21 protein-coding genes and 1 rRNA gene are annotated in these 26,318 nt (G+C 37.6%); 8 read left to right on the top strand and 14 right to left on the bottom strand.

Annotated features, from left to right (window positions below):
* Positions 1–18: 18 nt before the first annotated feature.
* Positions 19–130 (top strand): 5S ribosomal RNA (gene rrf, locus H7U17_RS12090).
* Positions 131–318: 188 nt separating this feature from the next.
* Here the strand turns inward: rrf and H7U17_RS12085 are convergent.
* From H7U17_RS12085 to H7U17_RS12075, 3 genes are read right to left on the bottom strand one after another with little or no spacing between them, the layout of a single operon-like run.
* Positions 319–897, bottom strand: coding sequence for a Maf family nucleotide pyrophosphatase (locus H7U17_RS12085; protein ID WP_222439194.1), 579 nt, complete (start codon positions 895–897; stop codon positions 319–321).
* A 1-nt stretch (position 898) separates the two neighbouring features.
* Positions 899–2,197 (bottom strand): DUF1015 domain-containing protein, encoded by a 1,299-nt coding sequence (locus tag H7U17_RS12080; protein WP_186756980.1) that lies wholly within the window; start codon positions 2,195–2,197, stop codon positions 899–901.
* Positions 2,190–3,692 (bottom strand): acetyl-CoA carboxylase biotin carboxylase subunit, encoded by a 1,503-nt coding sequence (locus tag H7U17_RS12075; RefSeq protein ID WP_186756979.1) that lies wholly within the window; start codon positions 3,690–3,692, stop codon positions 2,190–2,192. The genes H7U17_RS12080 and H7U17_RS12075 overlap by 8 nt, the downstream gene beginning before the upstream one ends.
* 176 nt (positions 3,693–3,868) lie before the next feature.
* Between H7U17_RS12075 and H7U17_RS12070 the strand changes: the two genes are divergently transcribed.
* Both H7U17_RS12070 and H7U17_RS12065 read left to right on the top strand, forming a co-directional pair.
* Positions 3,869–5,119: an aminotransferase class I/II-fold pyridoxal phosphate-dependent enzyme gene (locus H7U17_RS12070; protein WP_186756978.1), complete on the top strand. Its 1,251-nt coding sequence runs from the start codon at positions 3,869–3,871 to the stop codon at positions 5,117–5,119.
* A 97-nt stretch (positions 5,120–5,216) separates the two neighbouring features.
* Positions 5,217–5,393 (top strand): histone H1, encoded by a 177-nt coding sequence (locus H7U17_RS12065; protein ID WP_186756977.1) that lies wholly within the window; start codon positions 5,217–5,219, stop codon positions 5,391–5,393.
* Positions 5,394–5,444: 51 nt separating this feature from the next.
* Here H7U17_RS12065 and dapA read toward each other — a convergent pair whose 3' ends face one another.
* From dapA to ligA, 3 genes are read right to left on the bottom strand one after another with little or no spacing between them, the layout of a single operon-like run.
* Positions 5,445–6,305 (bottom strand): 4-hydroxy-tetrahydrodipicolinate synthase, encoded by an 861-nt coding sequence (gene dapA / locus H7U17_RS12060; RefSeq protein WP_186756976.1) that lies wholly within the window; start codon positions 6,303–6,305, stop codon positions 5,445–5,447.
* A gap of 2 nt (positions 6,306–6,307) precedes the next feature.
* On the bottom strand, positions 6,308–6,799 hold the full coding sequence (locus tag H7U17_RS12055) for a DUF6913 domain-containing protein (protein WP_186756975.1): 492 nt from the start codon (positions 6,797–6,799) through the stop codon (positions 6,308–6,310).
* A gap of 17 nt (positions 6,800–6,816) precedes the next feature.
* Positions 6,817–9,279 carry an NAD-dependent DNA ligase LigA gene (gene ligA, locus H7U17_RS12050; protein ID WP_186756974.1) on the bottom strand — a complete coding sequence of 821 codons (2,463 nt, stop codon included), beginning with the start codon at positions 9,277–9,279 and terminating at the stop codon, positions 6,817–6,819.
* A 158-nt stretch (positions 9,280–9,437) separates the two neighbouring features.
* Between ligA and H7U17_RS12045 the strand changes: the two genes are divergently transcribed.
* Positions 9,438–10,073 carry a TetR/AcrR family transcriptional regulator gene (locus H7U17_RS12045; RefSeq protein WP_186756973.1) on the top strand — a complete coding sequence of 212 codons (636 nt, stop codon included), beginning with the start codon at positions 9,438–9,440 and terminating at the stop codon, positions 10,071–10,073.
* Between the two features lie 156 nt (positions 10,074–10,229).
* Here H7U17_RS12045 and xseB read toward each other — a convergent pair whose 3' ends face one another.
* The 7 genes from xseB to serA all read right to left on the bottom strand — a co-directional run bounded on the left by xseB (position 10,230) and on the right by serA (position 17,065).
* Positions 10,230–10,433, bottom strand: a complete 204-nt coding sequence (gene xseB, locus H7U17_RS12040; RefSeq protein ID WP_186756972.1) for an exodeoxyribonuclease VII small subunit — start codon at positions 10,431–10,433, stop codon at positions 10,230–10,232.
* Positions 10,423–11,739, bottom strand: coding sequence for an exodeoxyribonuclease VII large subunit (gene xseA, locus H7U17_RS12035; protein ID WP_186756971.1), 1,317 nt, complete (start codon positions 11,737–11,739; stop codon positions 10,423–10,425). The genes xseB and xseA overlap by 11 nt, the downstream gene beginning before the upstream one ends.
* 79 nt (positions 11,740–11,818) lie before the next feature.
* A complete protein-coding gene (locus tag H7U17_RS12030; protein ID WP_186756970.1) occupies positions 11,819–12,274 on the bottom strand; it encodes a Spy/CpxP family protein refolding chaperone in 456 nt (151 codons plus the stop codon).
* Between the two features lie 11 nt (positions 12,275–12,285).
* Positions 12,286–12,663 (bottom strand): hypothetical protein, encoded by a 378-nt coding sequence (locus H7U17_RS12025; RefSeq protein ID WP_186756969.1) that lies wholly within the window; start codon positions 12,661–12,663, stop codon positions 12,286–12,288.
* Between the two features lie 35 nt (positions 12,664–12,698).
* Entirely contained in the window at positions 12,699–13,247 is a 549-nt protein-coding gene (locus tag H7U17_RS12020) for an RNA polymerase sigma factor (RefSeq protein ID WP_186756968.1), read from the bottom strand.
* A 242-nt stretch (positions 13,248–13,489) separates the two neighbouring features.
* Positions 13,490–14,416, bottom strand: coding sequence for a universal stress protein (locus tag H7U17_RS12015; RefSeq protein ID WP_186756967.1), 927 nt, complete (start codon positions 14,414–14,416; stop codon positions 13,490–13,492).
* 756 nt (positions 14,417–15,172) lie between these two features.
* The gene (gene serA / locus H7U17_RS12010; RefSeq protein WP_186756966.1) at positions 15,173–17,065 is read right to left on the bottom strand and encodes a phosphoglycerate dehydrogenase; all 1,893 of its coding nucleotides are present in this window, start codon (positions 17,063–17,065) and stop codon (positions 15,173–15,175) included.
* A 362-nt stretch (positions 17,066–17,427) separates the two neighbouring features.
* Here serA and H7U17_RS12005 point away from each other — a divergent pair, with 362 nt between their 5' ends.
* From H7U17_RS12005 to H7U17_RS11990, 4 genes are all read left to right on the top strand, one after another.
* The gene (locus H7U17_RS12005) at positions 17,428–17,631 is read left to right on the top strand and encodes a hypothetical protein (protein WP_186756965.1); all 204 of its coding nucleotides are present in this window, start codon (positions 17,428–17,430) and stop codon (positions 17,629–17,631) included.
* An 875-nt stretch (positions 17,632–18,506) separates the two neighbouring features.
* Positions 18,507–19,538: an efflux RND transporter periplasmic adaptor subunit gene (locus H7U17_RS12000; protein WP_230981378.1), complete on the top strand. Its 1,032-nt coding sequence runs from the start codon at positions 18,507–18,509 to the stop codon at positions 19,536–19,538.
* A 32-nt stretch (positions 19,539–19,570) separates the two neighbouring features.
* Positions 19,571–22,720, top strand: a complete 3,150-nt coding sequence (locus H7U17_RS11995) for an efflux RND transporter permease subunit (RefSeq protein ID WP_186756963.1) — start codon at positions 19,571–19,573, stop codon at positions 22,718–22,720.
* On the top strand, positions 22,717–24,183 hold the full coding sequence (locus H7U17_RS11990) for a TolC family protein (protein ID WP_186756962.1): 1,467 nt from the start codon (positions 22,717–22,719) through the stop codon (positions 24,181–24,183). Before H7U17_RS11995 ends, H7U17_RS11990 begins: the two co-directional genes overlap by 4 nt.
* A gap of 342 nt (positions 24,184–24,525) precedes the next feature.
* Here the strand turns inward: H7U17_RS11990 and sppA are convergent, their stop codons facing one another.
* Positions 24,526–26,283: a signal peptide peptidase SppA gene (gene sppA, locus H7U17_RS11985; RefSeq protein WP_186756961.1), complete on the bottom strand. Its 1,758-nt coding sequence runs from the start codon at positions 26,281–26,283 to the stop codon at positions 24,526–24,528.
* Positions 26,284–26,318: the final 35 nt, after the last annotated feature.

Raw genomic sequence — 26,318 nt, 5'->3', positions numbered from 1 at the left:
CGACCTAGCCAGAAGAATTTGGGCGGTACGGCGCAGGGGATCCACCTCTTCCCATCCCGAACAGAGAAGTTAAGCCCTGTCGCGCCGATGGTACTGGGGTTACACCCGGGAGAGTAGGTCGCCGCCCTCACTTATCATGGGCCCTTTCACATCACGTGGAAGGGCCTTTTTGCGTTTTATAGGGTTTAAGTTTTTACTGGGGGGGAAACTAGTGTGCAAAGGTCTTCCATGGAAGCAGTGTAACGTAGGTTTCAAAAGGGGGGAATAAAAGCCAATAACTAGCATTAACTAATGGCTTTGCTCATATGGTATCTTTGATTACCATTTTTTTAGCTCTTCATAGATTCTATGTACCGGAAGTCCCATAACGGTGTAGAAAGAACCCACGAGTTTGTGAACTGCAGCTAAGCCTATCCATTCTTGGACACCATAAGCTCCAGCCTTATCGAAAGGTTGGCATTTGTCAATATAGTATTCAATTTCCTGATCGTCCAGTGTATTAAAATGGACTTCTGTAATGTCCGAAAAGACTGTTTTTTTATTATTGTCCATCATACAAACTCCAGAGATAACTTGATGGGGTTTACCAGATAATAGTTTTAGCATACTAGTAGCCTCTTCCTTGTTCATCGGCTTATTAAGGACTTTGCCATTTACAAGAACAGTGGTATCCGATGTGATTAATAATTCATCAGGGGCCAAGTCTGATTCAAAGGCTTTTGCTTTTTTTTCTGCCAAATAGGCTGCGACCTCGTTGTCCTTTAAATTTTCAGGGAAATCCTCGTTGACATCCTTGGTACGTACTTCAAAGGGAATAAATAAGCCTTGCATTAATTCCTGTCTCCTTGGGGATTTGGAGGCTAGTATGATTCTTTTTGTCTTTAAGATGGGGAACAATTTACTGGAAATTATGATATGGTAATTTAAATTCTTTTTCTCTTATAGAACCAAATAATAGGCCTGATAAAAGTTTGGGATAAAAATAGGTTGATTTTTGTGGTAAGGTATATCCAGAATCACAAACATTTAATATTTCATCCATTTTTAGCGCTCTTGTAAGTATGGCTAAATTTACTTCATTAGTATTTAATTTTTCTTGGCAAATTTTTACATTGCTTTCGTATTCAATAGAACCTGAAAATCTTTGCTGCTCAAGAGGAATTCCTAATACTTTCTCAACAAAGAAAAAGTGTAATACGGATAAATCCAATTCTTTGACGATTTGCGGAATAGAATTAGCAAATTCATGAAAAAGTTCTGTTTTGAAGGTAAGATGATAAGCAGAATTTTTGGTGATTAGTATATATTGCCATTTGGATTTAATTAGTTCTACGTTAGCATCTTCATATTTATTAAGTTTACTAATATTAAAGTATTTTTTTGCCTGATTCAGTAAATCCTCTTTGTTGAGATTTAGATTTTTAAATAATCTATGCGTAGGTAATATCTTAATATTATCGGAGCTTGAATTACTGAAATACATCATATGATAATTGTAAGCCTCAGTTCCGTCATGGTTTGGGTTCTGTGATTTGCATAGGTTTTTATATTCAATGGCTGCTTGTAATCTATGGTGCCCATCAGCTAGAATTATGCTTTTTGAATCGATTAGGTTTATGAATTTGCTGATAATTTTATGATCTGTTATTCTGGTGAGGACTTCTCTTACACCTTGATAATCTTCTATATCGTATAGTGGTGTTTGGATAGCTTCATCCATGTAAGATTCTAATTGAAAACTATCATCATGATACAGTCCATGTGTTGGGCTAGATTGGATTTGGGTTTCTCTCAAAATTTTGATTCTGTCTTCTACTGAAGAAGCAATGGTGTCTTCATGTCTTAATATCGCTTTTTCTTTCCAATCATAGGCTTTTATTTGTGCGATAAAACCCTTTCTACAATATTCTTTATGGCTATTTTGGAGTTTAAAGAATTGATAATAAACATATATTCCAGGTTCTTCATCCTGAAGGATGATTTCTTTAATTTTCCAAGCATTCAAAACTTTACTTGGTTCAGTGCCTTCTAGTTCCTTTCCTGGTAATGTTAAGTGTATACTATTATAAGGTTTTAGATAAAGTTTCTTCAATTGATCTGGCTTAGCTACATCAAATAAAGGAGAAACCAACTCCTCCATGGGGATATTAAGTTTGTCACTATATCGCCAAGCACGCAGAGGTAAAATTTCAGCCACGTTTTTTTCTTTTATTCCAATTTGACTTTTTAATTAATTGATGGTTGGATTTAGAATGATTTTCAGGAGATGACTGTTTGAAAATGTACGAACTCAAAGCTGCCAATATATCTTTTTCATCCCTTGAAAAATCAGTTTTTAAGTTCTCTGGTTCAAAATATTTCTCTATAAACTTCGTGTCAAATTTTCCCGATCTAAAGGAATCGTGCTTCATTACGTACCTGGCAAACTGGAGAGTATTTTCAATTCCAGTGATATTATATCCATCGATTGCTCTTATCATTTTCTCGATACACTTTTTTCTATCTTCAGCAAAACAAATCAATTTAGCAATCATAGGGTCATAATATATGGGTATGTCCATTCCTTCTTCAAACCCATCATCTACCCTTATTCCGGGGCCTTGGGGTCTTTTATAAGTTTGTAGTTTTCCGATGTCAGGCAAGAAGTTGTTTTTAGGATCTTCTGCATATACCCTTGTCTCGATCGCATGTCCCAATATATTTAATTCTTCTTGTTTAAAGCTCAGGGGCTTACCTTCGGCGATAAGTACTTGTACACGGACTAGGTCTTTTCCAGTAATGAATTCGGTTACCGGATGTTCTACTTGGAGTCTGGTATTCATTTCTAGGAAATAGAAATTAAGCTTTTCATCCACAATAAACTCCACTGTTCCTGCTCCAAAATAATTACAGGCTTTGGCTACATTGATAGCTGCTTGACCCATTTCTTGACGCATCTGAGGGCTAACTACTGCAGAAGGGGCTTCTTCTATCACTTTTTGATGTCTTCTTTGTATTGAGCATTCCCTTTCAAAAAGGTGCACGATATTTCCATGTTGGTCTCCAAGGATTTGGATTTCTATGTGTCTTGGGGAATTGATATACTTCTCTATAAAGACTGCCCCATCTCCAAATGAACTTTGGGCTTCACTTACAGCTCTTTGTAATTGTTCATCAAATTGTTTTTCCTCTTCCACAATTCGCATACCTTTTCCTCCTCCTCCAGCACTGGCTTTGATAAGAATGGGGTAGCCTATTTCATGAGCTATATTTTTTGCTTCAGTTAAATCTGATATTGGCTCATCGGTACCAGGAACCAAGGGGATATTATATTTTCCTACTGCTTTTTTTGCGGCCAATTTACTGCCCATGACCTCTATAGAAGTAGGTGAGGGCCCTATGAATATAATTCCGTTTTCTTGGACTTTCCTTGCAAAATCTGCATTTTCCGATAAAAAACCGTAGCCAGGATGTATGGCATCTACCTTTAAAGTTTTGGAGAGTTCAATGATTTTATCTTGTAAAAGATAAGACTGCTTGGAAGGGGGAGGGCCGAGGTAAATGGCCTCTTTTGCAAAACTTACATGAGGCCCCCCCCTATCAGCATCACTGTAAATTGCAACAGTCATTATTCCCATTTCATGCAGGGTTCTCATAATCCTCAAGGCAATCTCTCCTCTGTTGGCAATTAGGATTTTATTAATCTTTGGCATTGGTTATTGGAGTTATTATGCTGTCTAAAAAAATGGTTTTTAATAATATAACAATTAATATAGGAATAGTGAAATGTGATAGGTTTTTTGCACATAACTTGAAAATATGCTATTTTTGGGGGTTTTAACGAATAATATAAGAAGTAAGCAGTAAGTACTCTAAACGATTATAAGTTTTGGATATATTTGAAAAACTACAAACAAATCTAGGACCACTTGGCAAGCACTCAGACTTGTCAGAAGGATATTTTATGTTCCCGAAATTGGAGGGTGAAATAGCTCCTAGAATGAAATTTAAGGGAAAGGAAGTTTTGACCTGGAGTTTGAATAACTACCTTGGTTTAGCTAACCACCCAGAGGTAAGAAAGGCTGATGCAGAGGCTGCAGAAAAGTGGGGAGCTGCATATCCTATGGGAGCAAGGATGATGTCCGGTAATACTGATTTACACGAGAAGTTGGAGAGAGAGCTGGCTGAGTTTGTTGGAAAAGAAAAAGCTTATTTGCTCAATTTCGGTTATCAGGGTATTATGTCTGTAATCGATTCATTGGTGGATCGTAAGGATGTAATTGTATATGATAGCGAATGTCATGCTTGTATTATTGATGCCTTGAGAATGCATATGGGTAAACGTTTTGTTTTCCCACATAATGACATGGAGAATTTCGAAAAGCAGTTGGTAAGGGCAGAAAAGCTGACCAATGAAACTGGCGGCGGGATCCTTGTGATTACTGAAGGTGTTTTCGGAATGACTGGTAATATGGGAGACTTGAAAGGCATTGTGAAGTTGAAGGAGAAATTCCAATTCAGGTTATTGGTGGATGATGCACATGGTTTTGGTACCATGGGGGCTACAGGTGCCGGAGCTGGAGAGGAGCAAGGCGTTCAGGATCAAATTGACCTTTACTTCTCTACTTTCGCTAAATCCATGGCCGGTATAGGTGCGTTTATTGCAGGAGATGAAAAGGCAGTTCATTACCTTAAATATAATATGCGTTCTCAGATCTTTGCCAAATCACTTCCTATGGTGTTTGTAGAGGGGGGATTGAAGAGACTGGAATTACTGAGAAGTAATCCTGAGCATAAGGCTAATCTTTGGAAAGTGGTTAATGCACTGCAAAATGGCCTAAAAGAAAAAGGGTTTAGCATTGGTACTACTACTACCCCAGTTACCCCAGTGGTATTGAACGGAACAGTAGGAGAGGCTGCGACCTTAAGTAAGGATCTTCGTGAGAATTATAATATTTTCTGCTCAGTAGTTATTTATCCAGTAGTGCCTAAAGGGATGATTATCTTAAGGTTGATACCTACTGCTGTCCATTCTTTGGAGGATGTGGCTGAAACCATTTCTGCTTTTGAAGCCATCAAGGATAAATTGTCCAGTGGCTACTATAAGACTACAGAACTAGCGACTTCATTTGGTGAATAAAGTTTCAAAAAATATGGCTGATCTGTTGTTTTATAAACATTTTGACTATATTGAATGAAAAATAAACTTATCATCAACCTAAAAATTAATTTTTACTATGAGTAAATTTAGTGAAATCAAAGATCTAGTGATGTCTTTGGAAGCTGACTTTGAAAAGTTTTATGAAAAGAAAAATTCAGCAGCTGGTACCAGAGTTAGAAAAGGTATGCAAGAGATGAAAAATATGGCCCAAGAAATTCGTAAAGAAGTTCAGGACATTAAAAATAAAGGTTAATATAAGCTTTAAAAACAAAAAAGCTGGCCAACTTAGTTGGCCAGCTTTTTTTTATACTGTTTGAGCAACCTCTTTGATTTTTGCATCTAAGCTTTCTGTAGCTCGAAGTAGTGGGAGCCTTACTTGGTCTCCACAGATACCCAAATGTTTTAAAAGGTTTTTAACCCCCACGGGATTGCTTTCTGCGTACATTAAAGGATTGATCTCCAATAAACGGAAAGCAGCATTCTTGGCCTCTAAAGGACTTCCGTGACATATGGTTTTAAAGATATCTGGATAGCAATTGGCTAGAACTGAAATAGCTCCTTCACATCCAATGGCAATCATGGAAGCAGTAAGCATGTCATCACCTGAAATCAATAGAAAATCTTCAGGTTTGTTCTTGCAAATTTCCATGCACTGTACCAAATCACCACTAGCCTCTTTTACACCAATAATATTGGCATGTTTGGAAAGGGCTAAGGTCGTCTGTGAAGCCATATTGGACATGGTCCTTCCTGGTACATTATAAAGAATTACGGGTACCGGGCAAGCATCGGCAATTTTTTCGAAGTGAATTTGGATACCTGTTTGGGTAGGCTTGTTATAATAGGGGCTTACAGAGAGGATAGCATCTACATTGCTAAGGTCAGTGTCGTTGATTTCATCAATGGCAGCCTGTGTGTTATTAGCCCCGATTCCATAAACAATGGGTAGTCTTCCGCTATTAATTTTAATGGCTTCAGCAAGGACAGAACGTTTTTCCTCTCTGGATAAGGTTGATGCTTCTCCAGTAGTTCCTTGTACGACTAGATAATCAGCACCACCTTTGATAACATGTTCAACAACCTTTTCTAACCCACCAAAATCAACGTTTCCTTCTTCATCAAAAGGCGTAACCAAAGCTACTCCCGTCCCAATAAATTTTTTCATTTCTAAATTATCTTCTTTAGGTACTTAAGTAAATTTTTAATGTTAAGATCCAAATCCGTATTTTCCTTAGCTAACATTAAATCGAATTGATTAGAAGCAGATTGATCATAAAAACCAATTTTGCAACGTGCAACTTTTTGATTAACGACCAATTTTTGGAAGTCATTAAAATCAGTAAGCGTAGATATAAACAAATCTGCAGGGCTTTTTAAGAAATCTTGTAAGTGATCTTTGGGCTTGCCAAACAAAGAAAACCCTTTGCTTGAAAAACCTTTCTCCTCAGACGATTTATCTGTATAAAATACGGTTTGAATTTCCAGCTTTGCTGGCCATTCATTTTGGATAGTTTTTTCAGCTATTTCCAACTCTTCATAAGAATCTGCTAAAATATGAATTGATTTAATATCATCCATTGATTTTAACCAATTCTCTTCGGTAATGCCTTTATTTTTTTTGAGTTGAAGGGAAACGAAGAATTTTTTAATCCATTTCATGTCTTTTTCGAAGCGGGTTAATCCTGAATCATTTGAATAAATTCTTCTTCAGAAATAAGTTTAACACCTAATTTCTCTGCTTTTTGTTTTTTGCTAGGTCCCATATCAGCTCCCTCAATGATAAAGTCCAGACTTTTAGAAACCGATTTAACATAGGTTCCTCCATGGGCATTTATGGTATCTATTATTTCATCTCTTTTAAAATGCAAAAGTTTGCCAGAAGCCAAGATTTTCAATCCTTCCAAGGCGTTACTTTTTTGACTTGGCATATCTTCCTCTTTGATCTCAAAATGCAAACCTTGGGCTTTTAATCTGTCAATAATATGAAGATGCTCTTCCTGTTTGAAAAAGTCTTTTAGGCTATATACTAAGGTTTCTCCAATGCCATTGATTTCCAATAGTTTTTCGGTTGAGCTCTTCATGAGCTGATCAATATTGCCAAAGTGCTGGGCTAAAATTTGGGCCGTATTTTCCCCTATGTTTCTTATGCCCAACGCAAAGAGTACTTTCTCGAAGGGCTGATCTTTGGAAGCTTCTATTCCTTGAAACATGTTTGATATTACTCCTTCTTGGAAGGTGTTGCCTTTCAGTCTTTTGATTTTGTCTTCCTGTTCTGAAGTCAACTCAAAGTCAAAGGCTAATACAATGTCGTGGACGGTGTTTTTCTCCTGAGAAAGCTGATGAAGTTTGTCCAAGCTGATCTGTTTGCCTACAAAAAGGGATAAGACTACTGAGCACGGCAAAAAGTCCTCAATTTGGTCATGAGGAAGTTCATCCAGTCGCTCCAGTAGGATCTCAAGCGAACCTAAGTTTTGAGCTTTATTGGATTTTTGGCTTTCAATGAAGCTCTTGAATTTCTTTAATTTTGGCTGTAGCTCGAGTGTTTCATTATCCTGAAGAAATTGGTTTATGGCAGTAAGAGAAATGCCATGAGTAATGGAAAAAAGAGCTTTTTTAAGGGTAACATATAAATATCCCTCACTGCTCTTGTCATATTGGTCATTATTGATTTCAAGACCAAGTAGCATTTCCTTTTGCCCGTGAAGTTCATAAAGGTCCGCTGGATTGGCCACATAGCCTTGGTTGATCAGGGCCCTTATCCTTTCTGTTCCCAATGAGTCAATATTCATGGCCCGCTTAGATACGAAATGTTCTATTCTTCCTAATATTTGAGGGGGGCATGATTGGGAGTTTGGACAGAAATGCTTGGCTTCACCTTCTTTTCTTTCCAACAAGGTACCACATTCTGGACAGTGGGTAATGTATTGTACTGGTTGAGCAGTGGGCTTTCTCTTTTCTATAGCAACTCCAGTGATTTTAGGGATGATTTCACCACCTTTCTCCACAAAGACCGTGTCACCATTATGCAATCCCAATCTTTCAATTTCATTGGCATTATGCAATGAGGCCCGTTTGACTGTTGTACCGGCTAGTGAGACAGGGGAGAGGTTAGCGACAGGAGTGATTGCTCCCGTCCTTCCTACCTGATAGGTGACAGACATTAGCTCACTTTCAGCACTTTCAGCTTTGTACTTATAGGCAATGGCCCAACGGGGAATTTTGGCTGTGAAACCTAACTCTTCCCTTTGTGCATAATCATTGATCTTTAAAACTACACCATCAGTTTCCAAGGGGAGTTCGTGACGTTTTTCCCTCCAGGATTCGATATAGTCCAATACAGAGTTGATGTCTGTACAGTTTTTATAGGTGGGAGAAATATTAAAGCCCCATTTCTCCAGTAACTTAATGGCATCAAAATGATTTTCTACTTCTAGCTCGTCTCCAAGAAGCTGATAGCAGTAGCAATTGAGCCTTCTTTTGGCTACGATACTACTATCTTGCATTTTAAGGGTACCAGAAGCCGTGTTTCTTGGATTGGCCAATAAAGCTTCATCATTGGCAGCCCTTTCTGCATTGATCTTTTCAAATTCTTTGATTCCCAAAAATATTTCACCCCTGACTTCAAACTTGGCAGGAACATCTTTTCCTTCCAGAAATAAGGGAATACTTTGGATGGTCTTTACATTTTCAGTGACATTATCACCTCTGAATCCATCTCCACGAGTAACCGCTCTAACCAGTTTTCCTTGTTCGTAAACTAAGCTAATGGCAACACCATCGAATTTTAGCTCACAAAAATAGGAATAGTTCTTATGCCCCAGTCCTTTGACCACACGCTCATCAAAAGCTTCTAAATCTTCCTTGGAATAGGTGTTCCCCAAAGAGAGCATTCTTGTTTCATGCTCAACAGTCTCAAATTCCTTGGTGATCGTTCCTCCTACACGTAGGCTAGGGCTGTTTTTGTCCTGAAATTCAGGGTATTCATTTTCTAATTCGGTAAGCTCTTTTAAAAGTTGGTCAAACTCGTAATCAGAGATTTCTATACGATCTTCCTGATAATAGAGCTGGTTATGGTGGTTGATCGCAGCGGTAAGTTCTGCGATCCTTTTTTTTGCTTCAGATTTAGGAATGGTATTCATTTAGATCCTTTGAGGTTCTGTTTTTTTGTTGTTCAAATCTACATCTTTTGAGTGAAAATTTCTGTCTAATAGGGCTGCTATTATTTTTTTCTCAAAGTATGGGATTTGAGGGTGATATTAAATCGAAATAATTATATTTGAAATCCAGTTTTACCGAAATGAATAAGAGCAAAAAAGTAGAAGAGAATATAATGGAAATGGCAAATAAGCTGTTTTTCCAAAATGGGTACAAGAATACTACCATGGATGATATATCCAAAAAGCTAGGGATGAGTAAAAAAACAGTTTATATGTATTTCCCTGGTAAACTAGAATTGTTGGAAGCTTCTTTTAATCTCCTCAGAACGAGGTTGTCCATTAAGGTGGAGACTATTTTACAAGATGACAACCTTTCCTTTTTAATGAAGTTAAAATCGATGCTTTCAGCAATTGCTTCAGATTTAGCTCCTATAAATCCTCAATTAATATCAGATTTGAGAGAGCAGGTGCCTGAGGTATGGGCAGCATTGGAGGATTATATCAGGACGTCAGCTTATTTAAGGTTTCAAAGATTGGTACAATATGGAATTGACCAGGGCTTGGTGTCTTCCAAGGTGAATAAGAGCATGGTGGTATTGATATATGCTTCTGCCATTCAAAATTTGATAGATCCAAAGTTTTTGGGACAGTTTCCTGCCGAAATGATTGATGGACTGGAGTTGAAACCAGCAAATATATATGATCAGGCTATTTCTATCATTTTTGAAGGGATACTCACAGATGAAGCTAAAAAAGAGTATACTAGCCAAGTTTAGTCCAAAAAGCTATTCAAGAATAGATTTTTGAAAAACAAGGGGGCAAACGGAGTGAATACCTATTATTGATATATTATAATTCAAGTTAAATTTTCGCTCCGTTTTCGTGTGGGTAACCTAAAGTTGGTGTAATACATTTACTTTGATTTTTTGAACCTACTGTTCCTCATCTCCAAAGGCTTTAAGAATATCTTCTTCAGTCATTCTTAATTTTGATTTGCAGGCTTTTACCAATGTACTAGCCTCTTTTACTAAGGATGAGAGTTCATCGATGCTTTTGTCATCTTTTTCTAGCTGGCTTACAATTTCTTCAATTCTGCTAATGGATTTGTCGTAGCTAAAGTTGTCTTTATTGCTCATTTTCTTCTATACTGTTTACGGTACTTTTGATTTTTTTGGAAAGCGTATAGGTGATCAATTCATCACCATCTTTAAGCGTTAAATTATTGATTGGCTTTCCTTTGATTTCTGTCCTGGTAAACCCCTTTTTCAAAAAGGTATATGGGTCCAGTCTTTGTAAATCTTTATTCAGTGTGTTTAACCTTGATTGTTCGTTGTTAAGAATATTGGCAACCGACTTTTTGATGCCGGAATCTAAGTGCAATAATTCTTTATATTTAAGTTTTAGAATATGCTGGGACTGCGAGGTGATTCTTTGTTCAAGCATTCTGGTCATATCCTTGCCTCGTTGAATTTCATTTTGGGCTATGCTTTTTAAAAAATGCTCTAAATTTGAAATTTTTCGGTCTTCCTTTTGCAGTTGGTAGGCGACATGCCTTTCAATTTGTTTGAAATATGTTTCCAGTAATTCCTCATAATTTCTGAATCCTGACAGAATGAATTCAGCTACCGCAGTAGGTGTTTTCATTTTAGTATGGGCGACCATGTCTGCGATGGATTCATCTCTTTCATGACCAATTCCTGTCACTACAGGCAAGGAAGTACAAGCGATGGTTTTAGCCAGTTGGTAATCATCAAAACAGTCCAAGTCAAGTTGTGCCCCGCCACCTCTAATAATCACCATTAAGTCAAAATTTTCCTTTATTAAGTCAGCCTCGACCTGTTCAATAGCCATTATTAAGCTTTGAACTGCTTGGTCACCCTGCATAGTGGCTTGGTAAAGTTTGCCATGGACTTTATAGTCGTTCCTGTTATGCGCTACCTGATTAATGAAATCTCCATATCCCGCTGCATTGGCAGAGCTGATGATGGCTACTTTTTGTGGGACTTTTGGTAGTAAGAATTGCTTATTGAGATCCATCAGGCCTTCTTTGGTGAGTAGGTCAATGGTTTCTTGTCGTTTTCTGGCTTTTTCTCCTAGGGTGAAATTGGGGTCTATATCCTTGATATTAACGCTTAACCCATAAACTTCATGAAATTGTACACTTACCTGTGCCATGACTTTCATGCCTGCTTTTAGGTTCTGACCAGTGATAGAGGAAAACCTTGAAGCAATGCCTCTATAGGTATATGACCAAATATTAGCCCTGATTTTGGCAATAATACTTTTGTCAGATTTTTCTACCAGCTCTAGGTAAGCATGTCCACGAGGGGAGTCTCTGAATTCACCAATTTCAGCAATGATCCAATAGGAGGGAGCCAAGTTGGTATCAAGGCTTTGTTGGATTAGTTGGTTAAGTTCTAAGAGTGAAAGTGGACTTTGCATAGAACAAAATAAATAAAAAATAGCCAGCGTAACCGGCTATTCAATTTCTTTTTTGATGATTTTTTACCCTAGAATATGCTCAGGGCATATCAGGGCCTCTTTTTCCCCTTTCTCTAGTAGATCGGTATAAGTGTCTTAAGAATTCCCTTTCTATTTCTCCTAATTTAAATACTTGTACTGGATTTAAAATTTCTGAGATTTCCTGTGTAAAATCTTTTTCTGAGTCTAATAGCTTTTGTTGTAATTCGAATTTTTTATTGATCAGTTCAGTAGCCTTTTCAGAGCTTATGTTTTCATCTTTTTGATGCATTACCTTTCGTAAATCGGTATGGATTTCTTTTCTTTTTTTATCAAATAGATTGTAAATAGGCCAAAATTCAGTGGCTTGTTCAGGAGTGATGTCCAGTCGCTGGCTCAAAAAAGCGATTTTTGCCGCTTCAAATTTTTCCATGTCAAATCTTCTGCCGGGCTCCCTTTGAGCAAAAACCGACATAGAAGTTATACAAGTGAATATTATGATTAGTAGGGGTTTCATTTTTTCTTTTTTTAGTAAATCCAAATTTCCTGTTCTAGCTCCGTTTCACTTATTTCATATGCACCCCATTCTTCCTCAATAATCTCATCTAAAATGGCATTAGGGTCATCGCTGAGCGAAAGTATGTCTTCAGCATACCAATCTCCTTGGTCAATCATTAGTTCCATTTCTTGGTCGAGCGCATAAGTGTTGGTAAGGTTGCTAGACGGATTTATAAATGTTTTAAATATAGATAGACTAAAGGCAATTAACAAAACGGCTGCCGCTGCCCAGCGTATATAATGCATCTGGGTAGTCTTTTTTTGCTTTTTCTCAAGGATATTATCAGCTAGATGGTCAAAATATCCTTCTGGAGTTTTGAATACGTTATTTTTTGGTAATCCTTTCATAGCTTATTACTTAGACAATGAAAATCTATAAAGGTTTATTCTCCTTTGATTTCCTTTTCAATTTTTTTTACTGCATGATGATAGGAGGCTTTTAACGCTCCTACTGAAGTCTCGGTAATGGTACTGATATCATCATAACTTAATTCCTCAAAATATTTGAGGTTGAAAACCAGTCTTTGTTTTTCTGGTAGTTTTAGTAAAATCTTTTGTAATAATATTTCAATCTTGCTGCCATCTATGTGTGGGGATTGATCCAGGTAGTTTTCCATTTTTTCTTCATGGTCATTTATTTGGAGGAAAATCCTTTTCTTCTTTTTATTCAAAAAATTTAGGCTTTCATTGGTAGCGATACGGTAAAGCCATGTGAAAAGGCTTGAATTGCCTTTGAATTTGTTGATGTTTTTGAAAGCTTTGATAAAGGTGTTCTGAGTGATATCATCTGCGTCATCATGAATCAAAACCATTTTTCTGATAATTCCATATACTCTTGCCTGATATTGCTCTACCAATATTCGGTAGCCCTTTTCCTGGGTGGAAGGGTTTTTTATTAATGATAAAATGGCTGAGTCATCCAAAGGCTTCATACTTTGCTTAGACTTCTAATCTATGCATAAGTTTAATATTGTGTTGGAAAAATAGATTAATTAGCCATTTAATAGATTGTGGATTTTGAGGATTTTTTTTTAATGTGTTGAAAAACAGGTCTTTGTGGTTTGTTGGTTCTTTTATAAAAAAGATAAGGCCGTCAAATATTTGACGGCCTTATCTTGGTTATGGCTAAAATAAGTCCATTAACGGAAATGAGAATTTCCGTATTATTTAATGATTATATTTCTAAGATATAGTCTAATATTCCCGCATTTTTACCTTTAGGTCTGGTTACCACCAGTGGGAATTTGTCATTTAGCTGAATAAGGCGCTCAGCTATACTACCAATAAATAGGGCAGTGGCAGCTGTTCTTCCTTTGGCTCCAATAATAATTCCATCTACATTGGCCTCTTTTGCTTTTAGGAATATATCTTCTACTGGGTCGTCATTATTGTCAACGGTGTATTCTGGATGTATGGTGACATTTTTAGTGTCTATTTTCCTAATGAATTTTTTGAAATTGACTTCAGCGTTGGTCTTCATGATTGCTGCAAACTCCTCATAGGATTTTCCAGTGAGGTGATACCCTGAAGGGACTGAAAATACATTTTGGCAAATAATTTCCACATGCCTTCCATGTCTTTCGGCAATCATAATAGCTTCTTCCAAAGCATCTTTGGAATAATCGGAAAAATCAGATGGCACCAATAGTTTCTCTACTTTAGGACTTGTGCAGCTCTCTGGAACAATCATCAATGAGCAGGAAGCTCTTCTGGCCAAACGTTGGGAGACGACACCGCTACCCGATAAAGTGGATTTTCTACCTACCAATATCATATCAGCAGATTTTTCATGGGCTAGTTTGAGGATCTTTTTCGAAAGTTGTCCTTCCTTAACGATATAGCTCAACTCCGTTTTAAGTTCCTTTTCAAAATGCTTGTCAACCAAAGTTTTCATTTGCCCTTTTCGTTCCTCCACCATATTCTCCACCAGGTTAGGGAATTCTTTCAAAATGTCTTTTGGAACCTGAAGGTTTCTGATCACATTGGTGAAATAGATCTTCTTGGTTTGGTTAATCTTCGCGATAAAAGAAGCGAATTTCACCAAGGTTTCATCCATTTCTGTGTGGTCAAGGCAAACAATGAGTTTCTTAATTGTGTACATTTCTTAAACTGCTAAATTTGGTGCGAAGTTATGATTTTAAATGAAGTGAAAATAATTAAAAATGAATAAAATAGTTGAATTTTAATTCGTCTATTGAGGACTCAAATTTTCATTCTAATATAGGCTTAATCCTTATAATTTAACAAAAAAAACATGTATTAACCTAATTGCAGATCAGTAAGTCTTCATGTGGTTTGAATTTTTATTTGAGCCTTTTGTCAAGCCCGATGTTCTATTTTATTGTTTCTAATCTTTACTATATGATTTGGGATTTATAAAATATCCTGTTTTACCTTTTAGTTTTATATAGGAATGCCATATTTATTTTGGTGTTTTTACAGCATTGTTTGTTTTTGTAACTATTTGATTTATAGTGTTATGTGTCTTGGTGATAAAATTTAATATCTCTGCATATAATTTTATCATTCCTCAATCTTATTTGTATATTTGCAGAAGGTTCGGGTCGCCGACATGTTCAAACTTCACAATTAACAAAAATACCGAGTGAAGCCTTTTTTCAAAACCAGGCCTCATCCCGATAGCTTTCGGGACCTCGTTTCTTTTGAAGCAGGATAACAGTGGAAGGTTGCGAAATTCTGGCAGCTCAAATCTTGTCTATAAAGAGGTTTGTAACACTCTAAGACCCGTTCCTTTTTTTATTAGCTCTCTTCGACTTTTTATCCATAAAAAAAGAGAGCAATACCAATGATTGACTCTCCTTTATAGTTGTATAGGTTAATTGTTTGTTTATCTCTGTTAGTATAGGATACGGAATCTAATTGTTCCTTCTATCTCCTTCAGGGCATCAATGACCTCTGGAGCATAAGCTTTATCGATGTCAGTAATTACATAACCGATCTTTTCATTGGTTTTTAGATACTGACCAACAATATTGATTTTGTAGCTTGCCAATACTTGGTTGATTTTTGCCAATACCCCTGGTTCATTGTGGTGAATGTGGATCAGCCTGTGCGCATCTCTCAAGAAAGGTAATTGGATATTCGGGAAGTTTACACTATTGAAAGTATTACCAGTATTGATATATTCAATGATCTTGTTAGGAACGAACTGAGCGATGTTTTGCTGGGCTTCCAGTGTGCTACCTCCGATATGCGGGGTAAGTATAGTGTTTGGGCATCCCTTTAATTCAGATTCAAATGGTTCACTATTGTTTTTAGGCTCAGAGGGGAATACATCCACTGCTGCTCCTGCTAGCTTGCCAGAATCCAAGGCTTCTTTAAGTGCCGGAACATCTACTACGTGGCCACGACTTAGGTTGACTAAGATGGCACCCTTTTTCATTTTAGCAATCTTATCCTTATCGAGGATATTTTTGTTCTCCTTGCGTCCATCTACGTGAAGGGAAATGATGTCACATGTTTCTAGTAACTCATCCAAAGAGTCTATTTTGGTTGCATTTCCGAGTGCTAATCTTTCTACTATGTCATAATAGAAAACGTTCATTCCCATGTTTTCTGCCAAAACAGAAAGTTGGGCACCGATATTTCCATAACCGATTATACCGAGCTTTTTGCCTCTTACCTCAAAGCTTCCAGTAGCAGATTTATTCCAAATTCCCTGGTGCATCTTCAATGAATTGTCATGAAGATTTCTCATTAAAAAGATGATTTCAGAAATGGCCAATTCCACCACGGATCGGGTATTACTGAAAGGGGCATTGAATACTGCTATACCTTTTTCTTGACAAGTTTCAAGGTCTATTTGGTTAGTTCCAATGCAGAAGGCACCTACTGCGATCAATCTGTTTGCGTTTTCCAAAACCTTTTTGGTGATCTGAGTTTTTGATCGGATACCAATGATAGATACCGTTTTGATTTTTTCGCAGAGCTCCTCTTCAGACATCGCAGAACTTACAACTTCTACGTTGTAACCTTCTTGCTTCATTAATTCTACCCCTATAGGGTGGACGTTTTCAAGCAGGAGTACATTGATCCGGCTTTTAGGGTAAGAGTATTTTTTATTCATTTTGTTAACATACAAAATTTCGTCAAGACTTGGGGCTATATGGTCAGCCTTGGAAGAAACTTTAGGACGGTTGATGTTTTCTGTAAATGCGTAAAACTTATTGGCTAGGCCTGAAGCCTTGATTTCATAATCTGTATAACCATCACCAATTACATAAACATCTCCTTCAAGGTTTAATGTTTTTATGGTCTCAGGCTTTCCGTTGTTTTTGGAGAGCAAGTTGTCTCGGTTGAAGTCAACAATATTTCCATCCGAATCGTAAACAAATTCGTTAGCAAATACATTGTTTTCATCAACACCATATTTAGCTACTACAGGAGTGATGAAATCTTTGAAGCCATTGGAGATAATGTATATGTTTTCCGCATTATCCTGAATGAACTCTTTGTTCCTTTGGAAGGATTTGGAAATTTTCTTGCTTAGCTCTTCAACTAATTCTTGAATTTGGCCTTTATTGGCACAAAGGATTTCAATTCTCTTTTCTAGGCTCTCTCTGAGGGAAACTTTGCCCTCCATGCCCAAGTCAGTGATGTCTTTTATCGCTTGTAATTTTTCATCTCTTTTTGGATCATTTCGCAAGCTGATTTCCCCAAGAATATCCAAGGCTTCAACTTGAGTAAATGTACTGTCAAAATCGATGATAAACTTTTTAATCATGGTCATTTTGTGGTGAACTTTTAATGATTAGGCTGTAAATTTAGTATTTTATCAAAATATTTGCGAGTTTGTTACGAAAAATACTTTTAATTTTTTGTTTCGATTTTGCTGTTTAGGTCCTGTTTTTATCGGTAATCTGCGAAATAGAGAAGATAGGGGGGGTAATTGTTAAAGGAGGGATATTATATGTTTTCTTGAACAAAAAATTATCCAGCTTATTTCTTGTGAAAGTTCCTTAATTATGGACTAATTTTGGCTGTTCAATTGTTCTTTTTGAAGGAATAACTAATTCATATTCTAAATAAACCAAGTTGGAAATGTTGGGGGTGAAAAAGAGCAATTATCACTGTATTCAGAAAATATTTACTATGGCAATATCATTGGATAATTTAAGAGTAGGAAGAGTTTATTGTTTGACCAATTATGGTGAAAAAAGAGAGTTGGAAGTCTTGGCCAAGTTGGGAAGAGATAACTTTAAAGTGAAGGATAGGGATACATTGGAAATTTATGAAATGGAAGAACTCCTTAGGTGGGGGGTAGGGAAAGACTATGATTTGGACGAACTAAGGTGATTGATGGGTTTGAGCCAAAAAGTATTGTTTTTAACATAATAACGGTGAAAAATAATAGGTGTTAAGCCCTAATTTTGAGGTGTTAAAATAAAAATATCAAAATTTGATTTAATATTTTGCGTTAAAACGAAACCATATGTGGATATTGATTATGTAGTCCCGTTTTTTTATGTGTTTTCTATTGTTTTGTTCTTGAAGGGTTTTAGTGTTGTTTTTTTTGGTATAAATTTTGATGTTCGTTAAAAGTGTGGAATTTTTGGACAAAATTATAACCGATCATGTAATAATATGACCGTCGAATCGCAAAAAATATATTTTTGCAATTACTGATCGAAAAGTGGGCAAAGTTCTCGTTTATGATAAAACATAAATCTTGCTAGCCTTTAAGTTTTATATTCCACACTCATTGAAGTAGTGTCCTGTGAGGTATAAGATCTCAAGGCATTTCTTCATTAATCACTCGGTTGAGGTTGGTAGAATGAAAATGGATTGCAGGTAAATTTAAAAGAGTCCAAATTACGGATTTCTTGCTTCTAAATTTCCCTCCATTTTAATCAATCTTCAACAGAAAACCGGTTAAACGATCGGTCAGTAAAATAATCTCCAAAATAGCCATTGGATTACCTTTTAGGCATGATATGATCATGGTGAAGGGGAATTGTTTGGCATTTTGAAATAAGTTTTTAAACGAATAAAGCTATTTGCTACCATATAACAAGATTAGATTTATGATACCACTGTTGAATCGACGAATTTCATTCAGAAGATGTTCACATGCATTCTTTGTCCTATTAGTGTGTTTACCACTAGTGTTCTCATGCAATGAGGGAAATACTAAGGAATTCAAAAGGAACAAGCCTTTGAAGATTCCTACCATGAAATTATCGACACATAAAATTGAAGTGCCTCAAACGTATGTTTGCGATATTCAGGCGGTTCAATTTGTTGAAGTTCGTGCAAAGGTAGAGGGTTTTGTGGACGGTATTTTTGTGGACGAGGGAGCCTATGTAAAGAAAGGGCAGCCATTGTTTAAACTAAGTTCAGCAGAGTTATACGAAGAAGTTAACAGTAATCAAGCAAGGTTGATGCAAGCCAAAGCAGAAGCTCAGGCAGCCAAACTGGAGATGGAGCGTTTACAGACTTTGGTGGATAAAAAGATCATTACATCTTCCGAACTGGAATTGGCCCAGGCCAAATTTGAAATGGCCCAGTCTGGCATTATGGAGGCAGAATCAATGCTTAAAAATGCTAAAACTGGACTTTCTTATACTACCATTAAAGCTCCTTTTGATGGTATTGTGGATAGGATTCCGTTTAAAACCGGTAGTTTGGTGACCACTGGAGACCTGATGACTCACATAACGGATATCTCTGAAATCTTTGCCTATTATAAGGTGAATGAGAATGAGTATTTGAGATTTATGCGTGAAAAATTGGAGTCAGGAGAAGAAGAGGTGATTGAAAAAGAGTTAACGCTAGTATTGTCTGATGGTCAGGAATATCCATATAAAGGTAAATTGGAAACAATGGAGGCAGATTTTGAGAAGGGGACTGGCTCCATTGCATTCAGGGTAAGGTTCCCTAACCCTGATGGTCTGATCAAACATGGGGCTAGTGGTAAGATCAAGATGACCAATGAAATGGATAATGTATTCCTAATCCCACAAAAATCAAGTTTTGAGATTCAGGACTTCAATTATGTATATGTATTGAATGAGGAAAATAAGGTTCAGGTAAGAAGTTTCAGACCTATCAAAAGGTTCGGATTGTTTTATGTAGCTGAAGGTTTCAAAAATGGTGATAGAATCATCTTTGAAGGTATACAACAAGTGAAAGACGGAAGTGTCATTGAACCTGTTAATGTTTCCGATGAGGAAGCCTATGATACCTTATTTAATTCCTTATAAGCATCCAATAGCATAATTTGATTTAGTACAGTATGTTTGAAATATTTATTAGGCGGCCAATTCTTTCAACGGTCATTTCGGTGATCATTACATTGGTCGGATTATTATCATTGACTTCATTGCCAGTGACCCAGTTCCCTGAGATTGTACCTCCTTCAGTGACGGTTACGGCACAGTATACAGGTGCCAATGCAGAAGTATTGGCAAAAGCAGTGGCTACTCCTTTGGAAAGAGCCATTAACGGGGTTCCGGGTATGACCTATATGAACTCAGTAAACACCAATGATGGTGTTTCGGTAATTACGGTAGTATTTAAAGTAGGAACAGACCCGGATCAAGCGGCTGTAAATGTTCAGAATAGGGTTTCGACTGTAATTGATGAGCTTCCAGAGGAGGTGATCAGGGCAGGGGTGATGACGGAAAAAGAGGTGAACAGTATGTTGCTTTACCTTAATCTGATGAGTTCTGATTCCACCCAAGATGAAAAGTTTGTATACAACTTTGCCGATATCAATGTACTTAAGGAACTGAAGCGTATTGATGGGGTTGGTTTTTGTGAAATTATGGGGGTAAGGGATTATGCCATGAGAATATGGATGAATCCTGATAGAATGGTGGCTTATGACATTTCTCCTCAGGACATTACTGATGCTATTAGAAGTCAAAACGTGGAAGCAGCTCCAGGTAAGTCAGGAATCAGTTCCGATAAAGACCCACAAATGTTACAGTATGTCCTTCGTTATACTGGTAAGTTTAACAAAGAAGAGGATTACGAAAATATAACCATAAAGGCACTTCCCGATGGTTCCTTGCTGAAAATTAAGGATGTTGCCGAGGTAGAGTTTGATTCGGAGGATTATAATATGGTTTCCATCACTGATGGAAGTCCTTCAGCTTCTATCATGATCAAACAACGTCCAGGCTCCAATGCGCGTGACGTTATTAATTCCATCAAGACAAAAATGGAGGAGTTAAAGGAAAGTTCATTCCCTCCAGGCATGTCCTATAACGTTTCCTATGATGTTTCTAGGTTCTTAGATGCCTCTATCGCTGGAGTGATCAAGACCTTGCTTGAGGCGTTTATATTGGTATCTATAGTGGTATTTATTTTCCTTCAGGATTTTAGATCAACTTTGATTCCAGCCATCGCTGTACCGGTATCTTTGATTGGAACCTTCTTCTTTATGGATCTCTTTGGGTTCTCCATCAATCTATTGACACTATTTGCACTCGTTCTCGCGATCGGTATTGTTGTGGATAATGCCATTGTAGTAGTAGAAGCGGTCCATGTGAAGATGCATGAAGATAAAATGAGTGCCAAGGATGCCACGATCTCTGCGATGAGTGAAATTGGTGGGGCTATTATAGCCATTACCATGGTAATGTCAGCCGTATTTATCCCTGTTGGTTTTATGTCTGGTCCAGTGGGTATTTTCTATAGACAATTCTCTCTGACCTTGGCAATTGCCATTGTGATTTCCGGGGTGAACGCTCTGACCTTGTCTCCAGCATTATGTAGTTTGTTATTAAAAGCCAATCACCATGATGAGGATAAGCCTAAAGGTTTTACGCAGAAGTTCTTTGATGGCTTTAACAATAAATATGATAAATTGTCTGGAAGGTATGCTGGCGTGTTGAAAGCCATTGTAGGAAGAAAGTCGGTTACCTTCGGGATTTTGGCTGTGTTCTTCCTTGCTACTTTTGGAATCAATAGTGTACTGCCAACCGGCTTTATTCCTACGGAAGACCAAGGTATGGTCTATGTGAACGTAACTACTCCTCCTGGTGCAACGGTAGAAAGAACCAAAGTGATTTTGGATGATGTTCAAGCAGCCTTATTGCCTTTGGATGAAGTCGAAACCATTTCTACCCTTGCAGGTTACAGTTTATTGACTGAAACGGCTGGTGCCTCTTATGGTATGGGTATGATCAACCTTGTGGCCTGGGAAGACAGGGACAAGAGTGTTGCAGAACTTATTCGTGAATATGAGGGTAGGGTAAGCCATATTACTGGTGCAGAAATCCAGTTTTTCCCTCCTCCGAGTGTGCCAGGTTTTGGTAATGCTTCAGGTTTTGAAATGAGGCTTTTGGATAAAACAGGTGGACCTTTGGATATCACTGCTAAGACAACACAGGATTTTGTGGCGGCATTGAATGAAAAGCCAGAGCTGAATGGAGTGTTTACCAACTTTGATCCAAATTTCCCTCAGTATATTCTTCATGTAGACCATGATAAGGCATCTAAACTGGGCGTTTCAGTAGAGGATGCCATGCAGACCTTACAGAGTTTTATAGGTAGTTTTTATGCTTCAAACTTCATTCGCTTTGGGCAGATGTATAAGGTGATGATCCAAGCGGCTCCTGAATACAGAACCAATCCAGAATCCTTGCTTAAGATGTATGCAAAAAGCTCTCATGGTGATATGGTGCCCTATTCCAACTTTGTGACTTTGGAGCGTGTATACGGTCCGGAACAGTTGACCAGGTACAATATGTATACTTCCGCTATGATCAATGGTGAAGCTGCTGAAGGCTTTAGTAGTGGTGATGCTATTCAATCAGTAGAAGCTGCTGCCTTAGAATTTTTGCCTAGAGGATTTGATATTGACTGGTCCGGTATTACGCGAGAGCAAATTGCATCAGGCAATCAGGCTTTATATATTTTCGCTATTTGTTTGATCTTTGTTTACCTATTGTTGGCAGCCCAGTATGAAAGTTATATGCTGCCAATGCCAGTAATCTTATCGCTTCCTGCGGGTATATTTGGGGCCTTCCTACTGCTGAAGTTGACCGGTTTAGAGAACAATATTTATGCGCAGGTTTCCTTGGTGATGTTGATTGGTCTTTTGGGTAAAAATGCCATTCTGATTATTGAGATCGCTATTCAAAATAGAAATAAAGGCTTGGGAATTATTGAGTCAGCTATCAAGGGTGGAGTAGAAAGATTACGTCCTATTTTGATGACTTCCTTTGCTTTTGTTTGTGGTTTGATTCCATTGACAATTGCGACTGGTGCAGGTGCCATTGGTAACCGTACAATAGGTACAGCCGCTGCAGGAGGAATGTTTATCGGAACTATAGTGGGGATTTTCTTGATTCCAGGTCTTTATGTGGTCTTTGAATCTATCGGTACGCATTTTAAGAATAAGTCAAAAGAAGCAGAAGAGAAAGTAAAAGCATGATGAATAATAGAATAATATTTACCGGTCTTTTTACCTTATTGCTGGCTTGGTCCTGTAAAACTGGGGAGATCGCGCAGGATCAAGAATTGACCATCCCAGAAGATTATGGGGTGATTCAGGATTCGGTGGAAACGCTTGCTGAAGAGAATTGGAAGATGTTTTTTGAGGATGAGCGTTTAAAAAGGTTAATCTCAAAAGCACTTGAAAATAACCAAGATGTCCTCAAGACACTTGAAAGAATACGTATTGCGAATTCTCAAATGAGAGTAGGTAAGTTAGGAGCTTTGCCTGAAATTAGTGCCATGGCTGGGGCTAGCAGAAAAAAATTCGGAGATTATACCATGGATGGAGTAGGTAATTATGATACCAACTTTTCTGATAATCTTTCTGAAGATCAAAAAATACCATCCCCGTATAAGGATTTTGTGCTTGGGGCCCAGTTTGCTTGGGAATTGGATGTTTGGGGAAAGTTTGCTAATAGAAAGAAGGCTGCGGTTGCCCGTTGGTTAGCTACTGAACAAGCTGCCAATATGGTCAAGACCCAGTTGATAGCAAATGTCGCTAAACTCTATTATGAAATGGTTGGCTTGGATGAAGAGGTAATCATCTTGTCCAAAAATATTTCCCATCAAGAGACAGCGTTTAATCTATCTAAAGACCTAAAGGAATCAGGAAAAGAAACTCAACTAGCAGTCGATCAGTTTGAGGCTCAGTTATTGAATTCAAAATCCCTTTTAGTTCAAAAACAAAGGGAATTGAGATCGGTTGAAATAGCTTTGATGGGCCTTTTGGGTACTTATGAGGATGGGCTGCAAAGAACCACCTTGTCCCAGGTAAACTTTGTGCCTGAAATTATCCAAATTGGAATTCCAGCTGATTTGCTTCAGAGGAGGCCTGATATTAGACAGGCGGAGATGGAATTAGAAGCTTCCAAGGCAGATGTAAAAGTGGCTAGGGCGGCATTCTTCCCTTCTTTAAATCTGGTAGGTGGAGTAGGTTTCAATGCCTTTGATATCAGTAAGTTGTTCTTAAGCCCTGCATCTACCTTTTATCAAGCAGGGGCCAACTTAATGGCTCCTATATTCAATAAAGGGAGGATTAAAGCATCTTTTAACCAGGCTAAGGCTTCACAGAAAATTGCCTTCTTGGATTACGAACAAACCGTTCTAAATGCTTATTTGGAGGTATTGGATATGGTCAATGTATATTCAACCTTGGATGAGCAACTGTCCTTGAAAACAGATGAGGTATTGGTGTTGAGAAGATCGATTTCGAATGCGAATACCATGTTCTCCGTTGGTTATGCTAATTATTTAGATGTGATCAATTCCCAAAACAGGGCATTGGAGGCTGAGCTTGATTATGTAGGTTTGAAAACCCAAAAGCTAAAAAGCATAGTTAACCTCTATAGGGCTTTGGGTGGATCCATGAACCAAGTGCAAGATATTGAAGGAACTTCCTGAATAATTAATGATAAATGAGTTAAGAAGGGGCTGTCCACAGGGAAGTCCTTTTTTTATTGCTGAAACTACAAAGTGAGTGAAGGAAATAGACAATTAGAAAATCAAGAATTGGAAAGTGGAGGAGGGTATGTCAATGTTTATTATCTCTTTGCTAATTATTGAAAGGCAATCAGTAGCTACCATTTAAGGTCTGCTCAAATCAATTATTTATCATTAGCCTAAGCGGAGTCGAAGGATGTCTTAGTTTCAATCAGTTGATAGACTTTCTATTAAAATATAATGGGTAAAAAAAGAGGAGTATTATAAACACTCCTCTTTCAATCTATTGGTTAGTTTTAGTTTCTACTCGATTATCATATCAAATGGCATACGGGCCATCACACCCTGCATATCTTTGACTTTCTCCATTTTTTGAAGCGTTTGATAAGTGGCTCCAAAACGGTAGTTCATATATTTGGCTTCAATATCAGTTCCCAACTCACTCATGATTTGCTCAATGAAGGACTTTTGTTTTGGAAAGTAGAGTACTCTATATTCATCTTCTATATTAGCTTTCTTAGCGGCAATTTCTATAGCATCCTCAAGGCCTCCCAAGACATCTACTAAGCCTTTTTCCTTGGCTTGCATTCCACTCCAAACTCTACCACTGGCCACTTCTAGAACTGCCTCTTTGCTCATGTCACGACCGTCAGCTACCCTTTGGATAAAAGTATCATAGCCATCTTCAATTTGGTTTTGGATAATATTCTTTTCTAGGTCGGTTAATTCTCTAGTTGGATTCATAAAGTCGGAGAATTCACCTGTTTTAGCAACGTCAGTGGTGATCCCCAGTTTATTGTTTAACAGGCCTTTTGCATTGAACCACATACCGAAAATTCCTATAGAACCAGTAATGGTGTTGGGTTGGGCTACAATGGTGTCTGCAGGAGCAGAGATATAATACCCTCCAGATGCTGCCAATTCAGACATGGAAGCAATTACTGGTTTGACTTTTCTTGCTTCATTCATTTCCCTCCAAATGACATCAGAGGCTAAGATGGATCCGCCCGGAGAATTGACTCTTAAGACAATGGCCTTGATATTATCGTCCATTCTTGCATTCTTGATTTCTTTGGCAATAATCTCTGAACTCAATGCATTCTCGACTTTTCCGCTCACAATCTCTCCCTGCGCTATGATTACTGCTACTCGGTCTGAGGCAGTGATATTTTCTGTTTTTGCAGTGGTATTGATTCCACTAATATTGATGGTTTTGATTTTTCCGTTTTCGGAAATACCCATCTTATTCCTTAGTAAATCTTTAACTTGATCATCATACCATATGCCATCAATTAAGCCTAAATCGACTGCATCTTGAGGCTTTCTTACTAGCATTTGGTCGTTAATCTCTTCAAGTTTTTCTCTGTTTATATCACGGCTTTCTGATATGGCTTTAATAGCAAAACGGTTAATGTCACCCAAAAATTCCTCAGTTTGTCTTCTGTTGGCTTCACTCATTTGGTCAAGAATAAATGGCTCTACAGCACTTTTGTATTCACCTACTCTGAAAATAACCGGTTCAATTTCCAGCTTCTCCAATAATCCTTTGAAGAATAATGCTTCCGATGAAAGACCATTAAATTCCAGGCCGCCCATAGGATTCATATAAATTTCATCTGAGATACTGGAAAGGAAATATCCATTTTCTGAAAAGTACTCTGAATAGGCAATGATGAATTTCCCTGAAGATTTGAAGTCTTCTAGTGAATTTCTAAGCTCCAATAGCATAGCAGGGTTGGCCATGACAGTACCAGCTTGTAAGTAAATTCCTTTTATCTTTTCATTATTCTTTGCCGTTTTAATAGCTTTTTTCAAGTTGGTCAAGCCAATTTTATTGGGAGTTGGCACCATACCCAAGCTGGACAAATTCATGTTTTCCTCTGAACTGCGCTCCACCAGAACAACATTATTAAGGTTCATATGCAGCAGAGTATTGTCCTCAATGGTCACTTTGTCTTCAGCAGTAGTAAGGCTTATCAGTCCTGCCAGAAAGAAGAACCCAAACAGGGAAAAGATAAATAAGCCTATTAATACGGCGAATACATTGCTTAAAAATTTCATAGAAATACTTTTTTGTAATGTTCGAAATTAAGTCT

It is taken from the genome of Echinicola salinicaeni, assembly GCF_014280965.1.
Lineage (GTDB): Bacteria > Bacteroidota > Bacteroidia > Cytophagales > Cyclobacteriaceae > Echinicola > Echinicola salinicaeni.
This window is presented reverse-complemented; position numbering and strand designations above follow the sequence as displayed.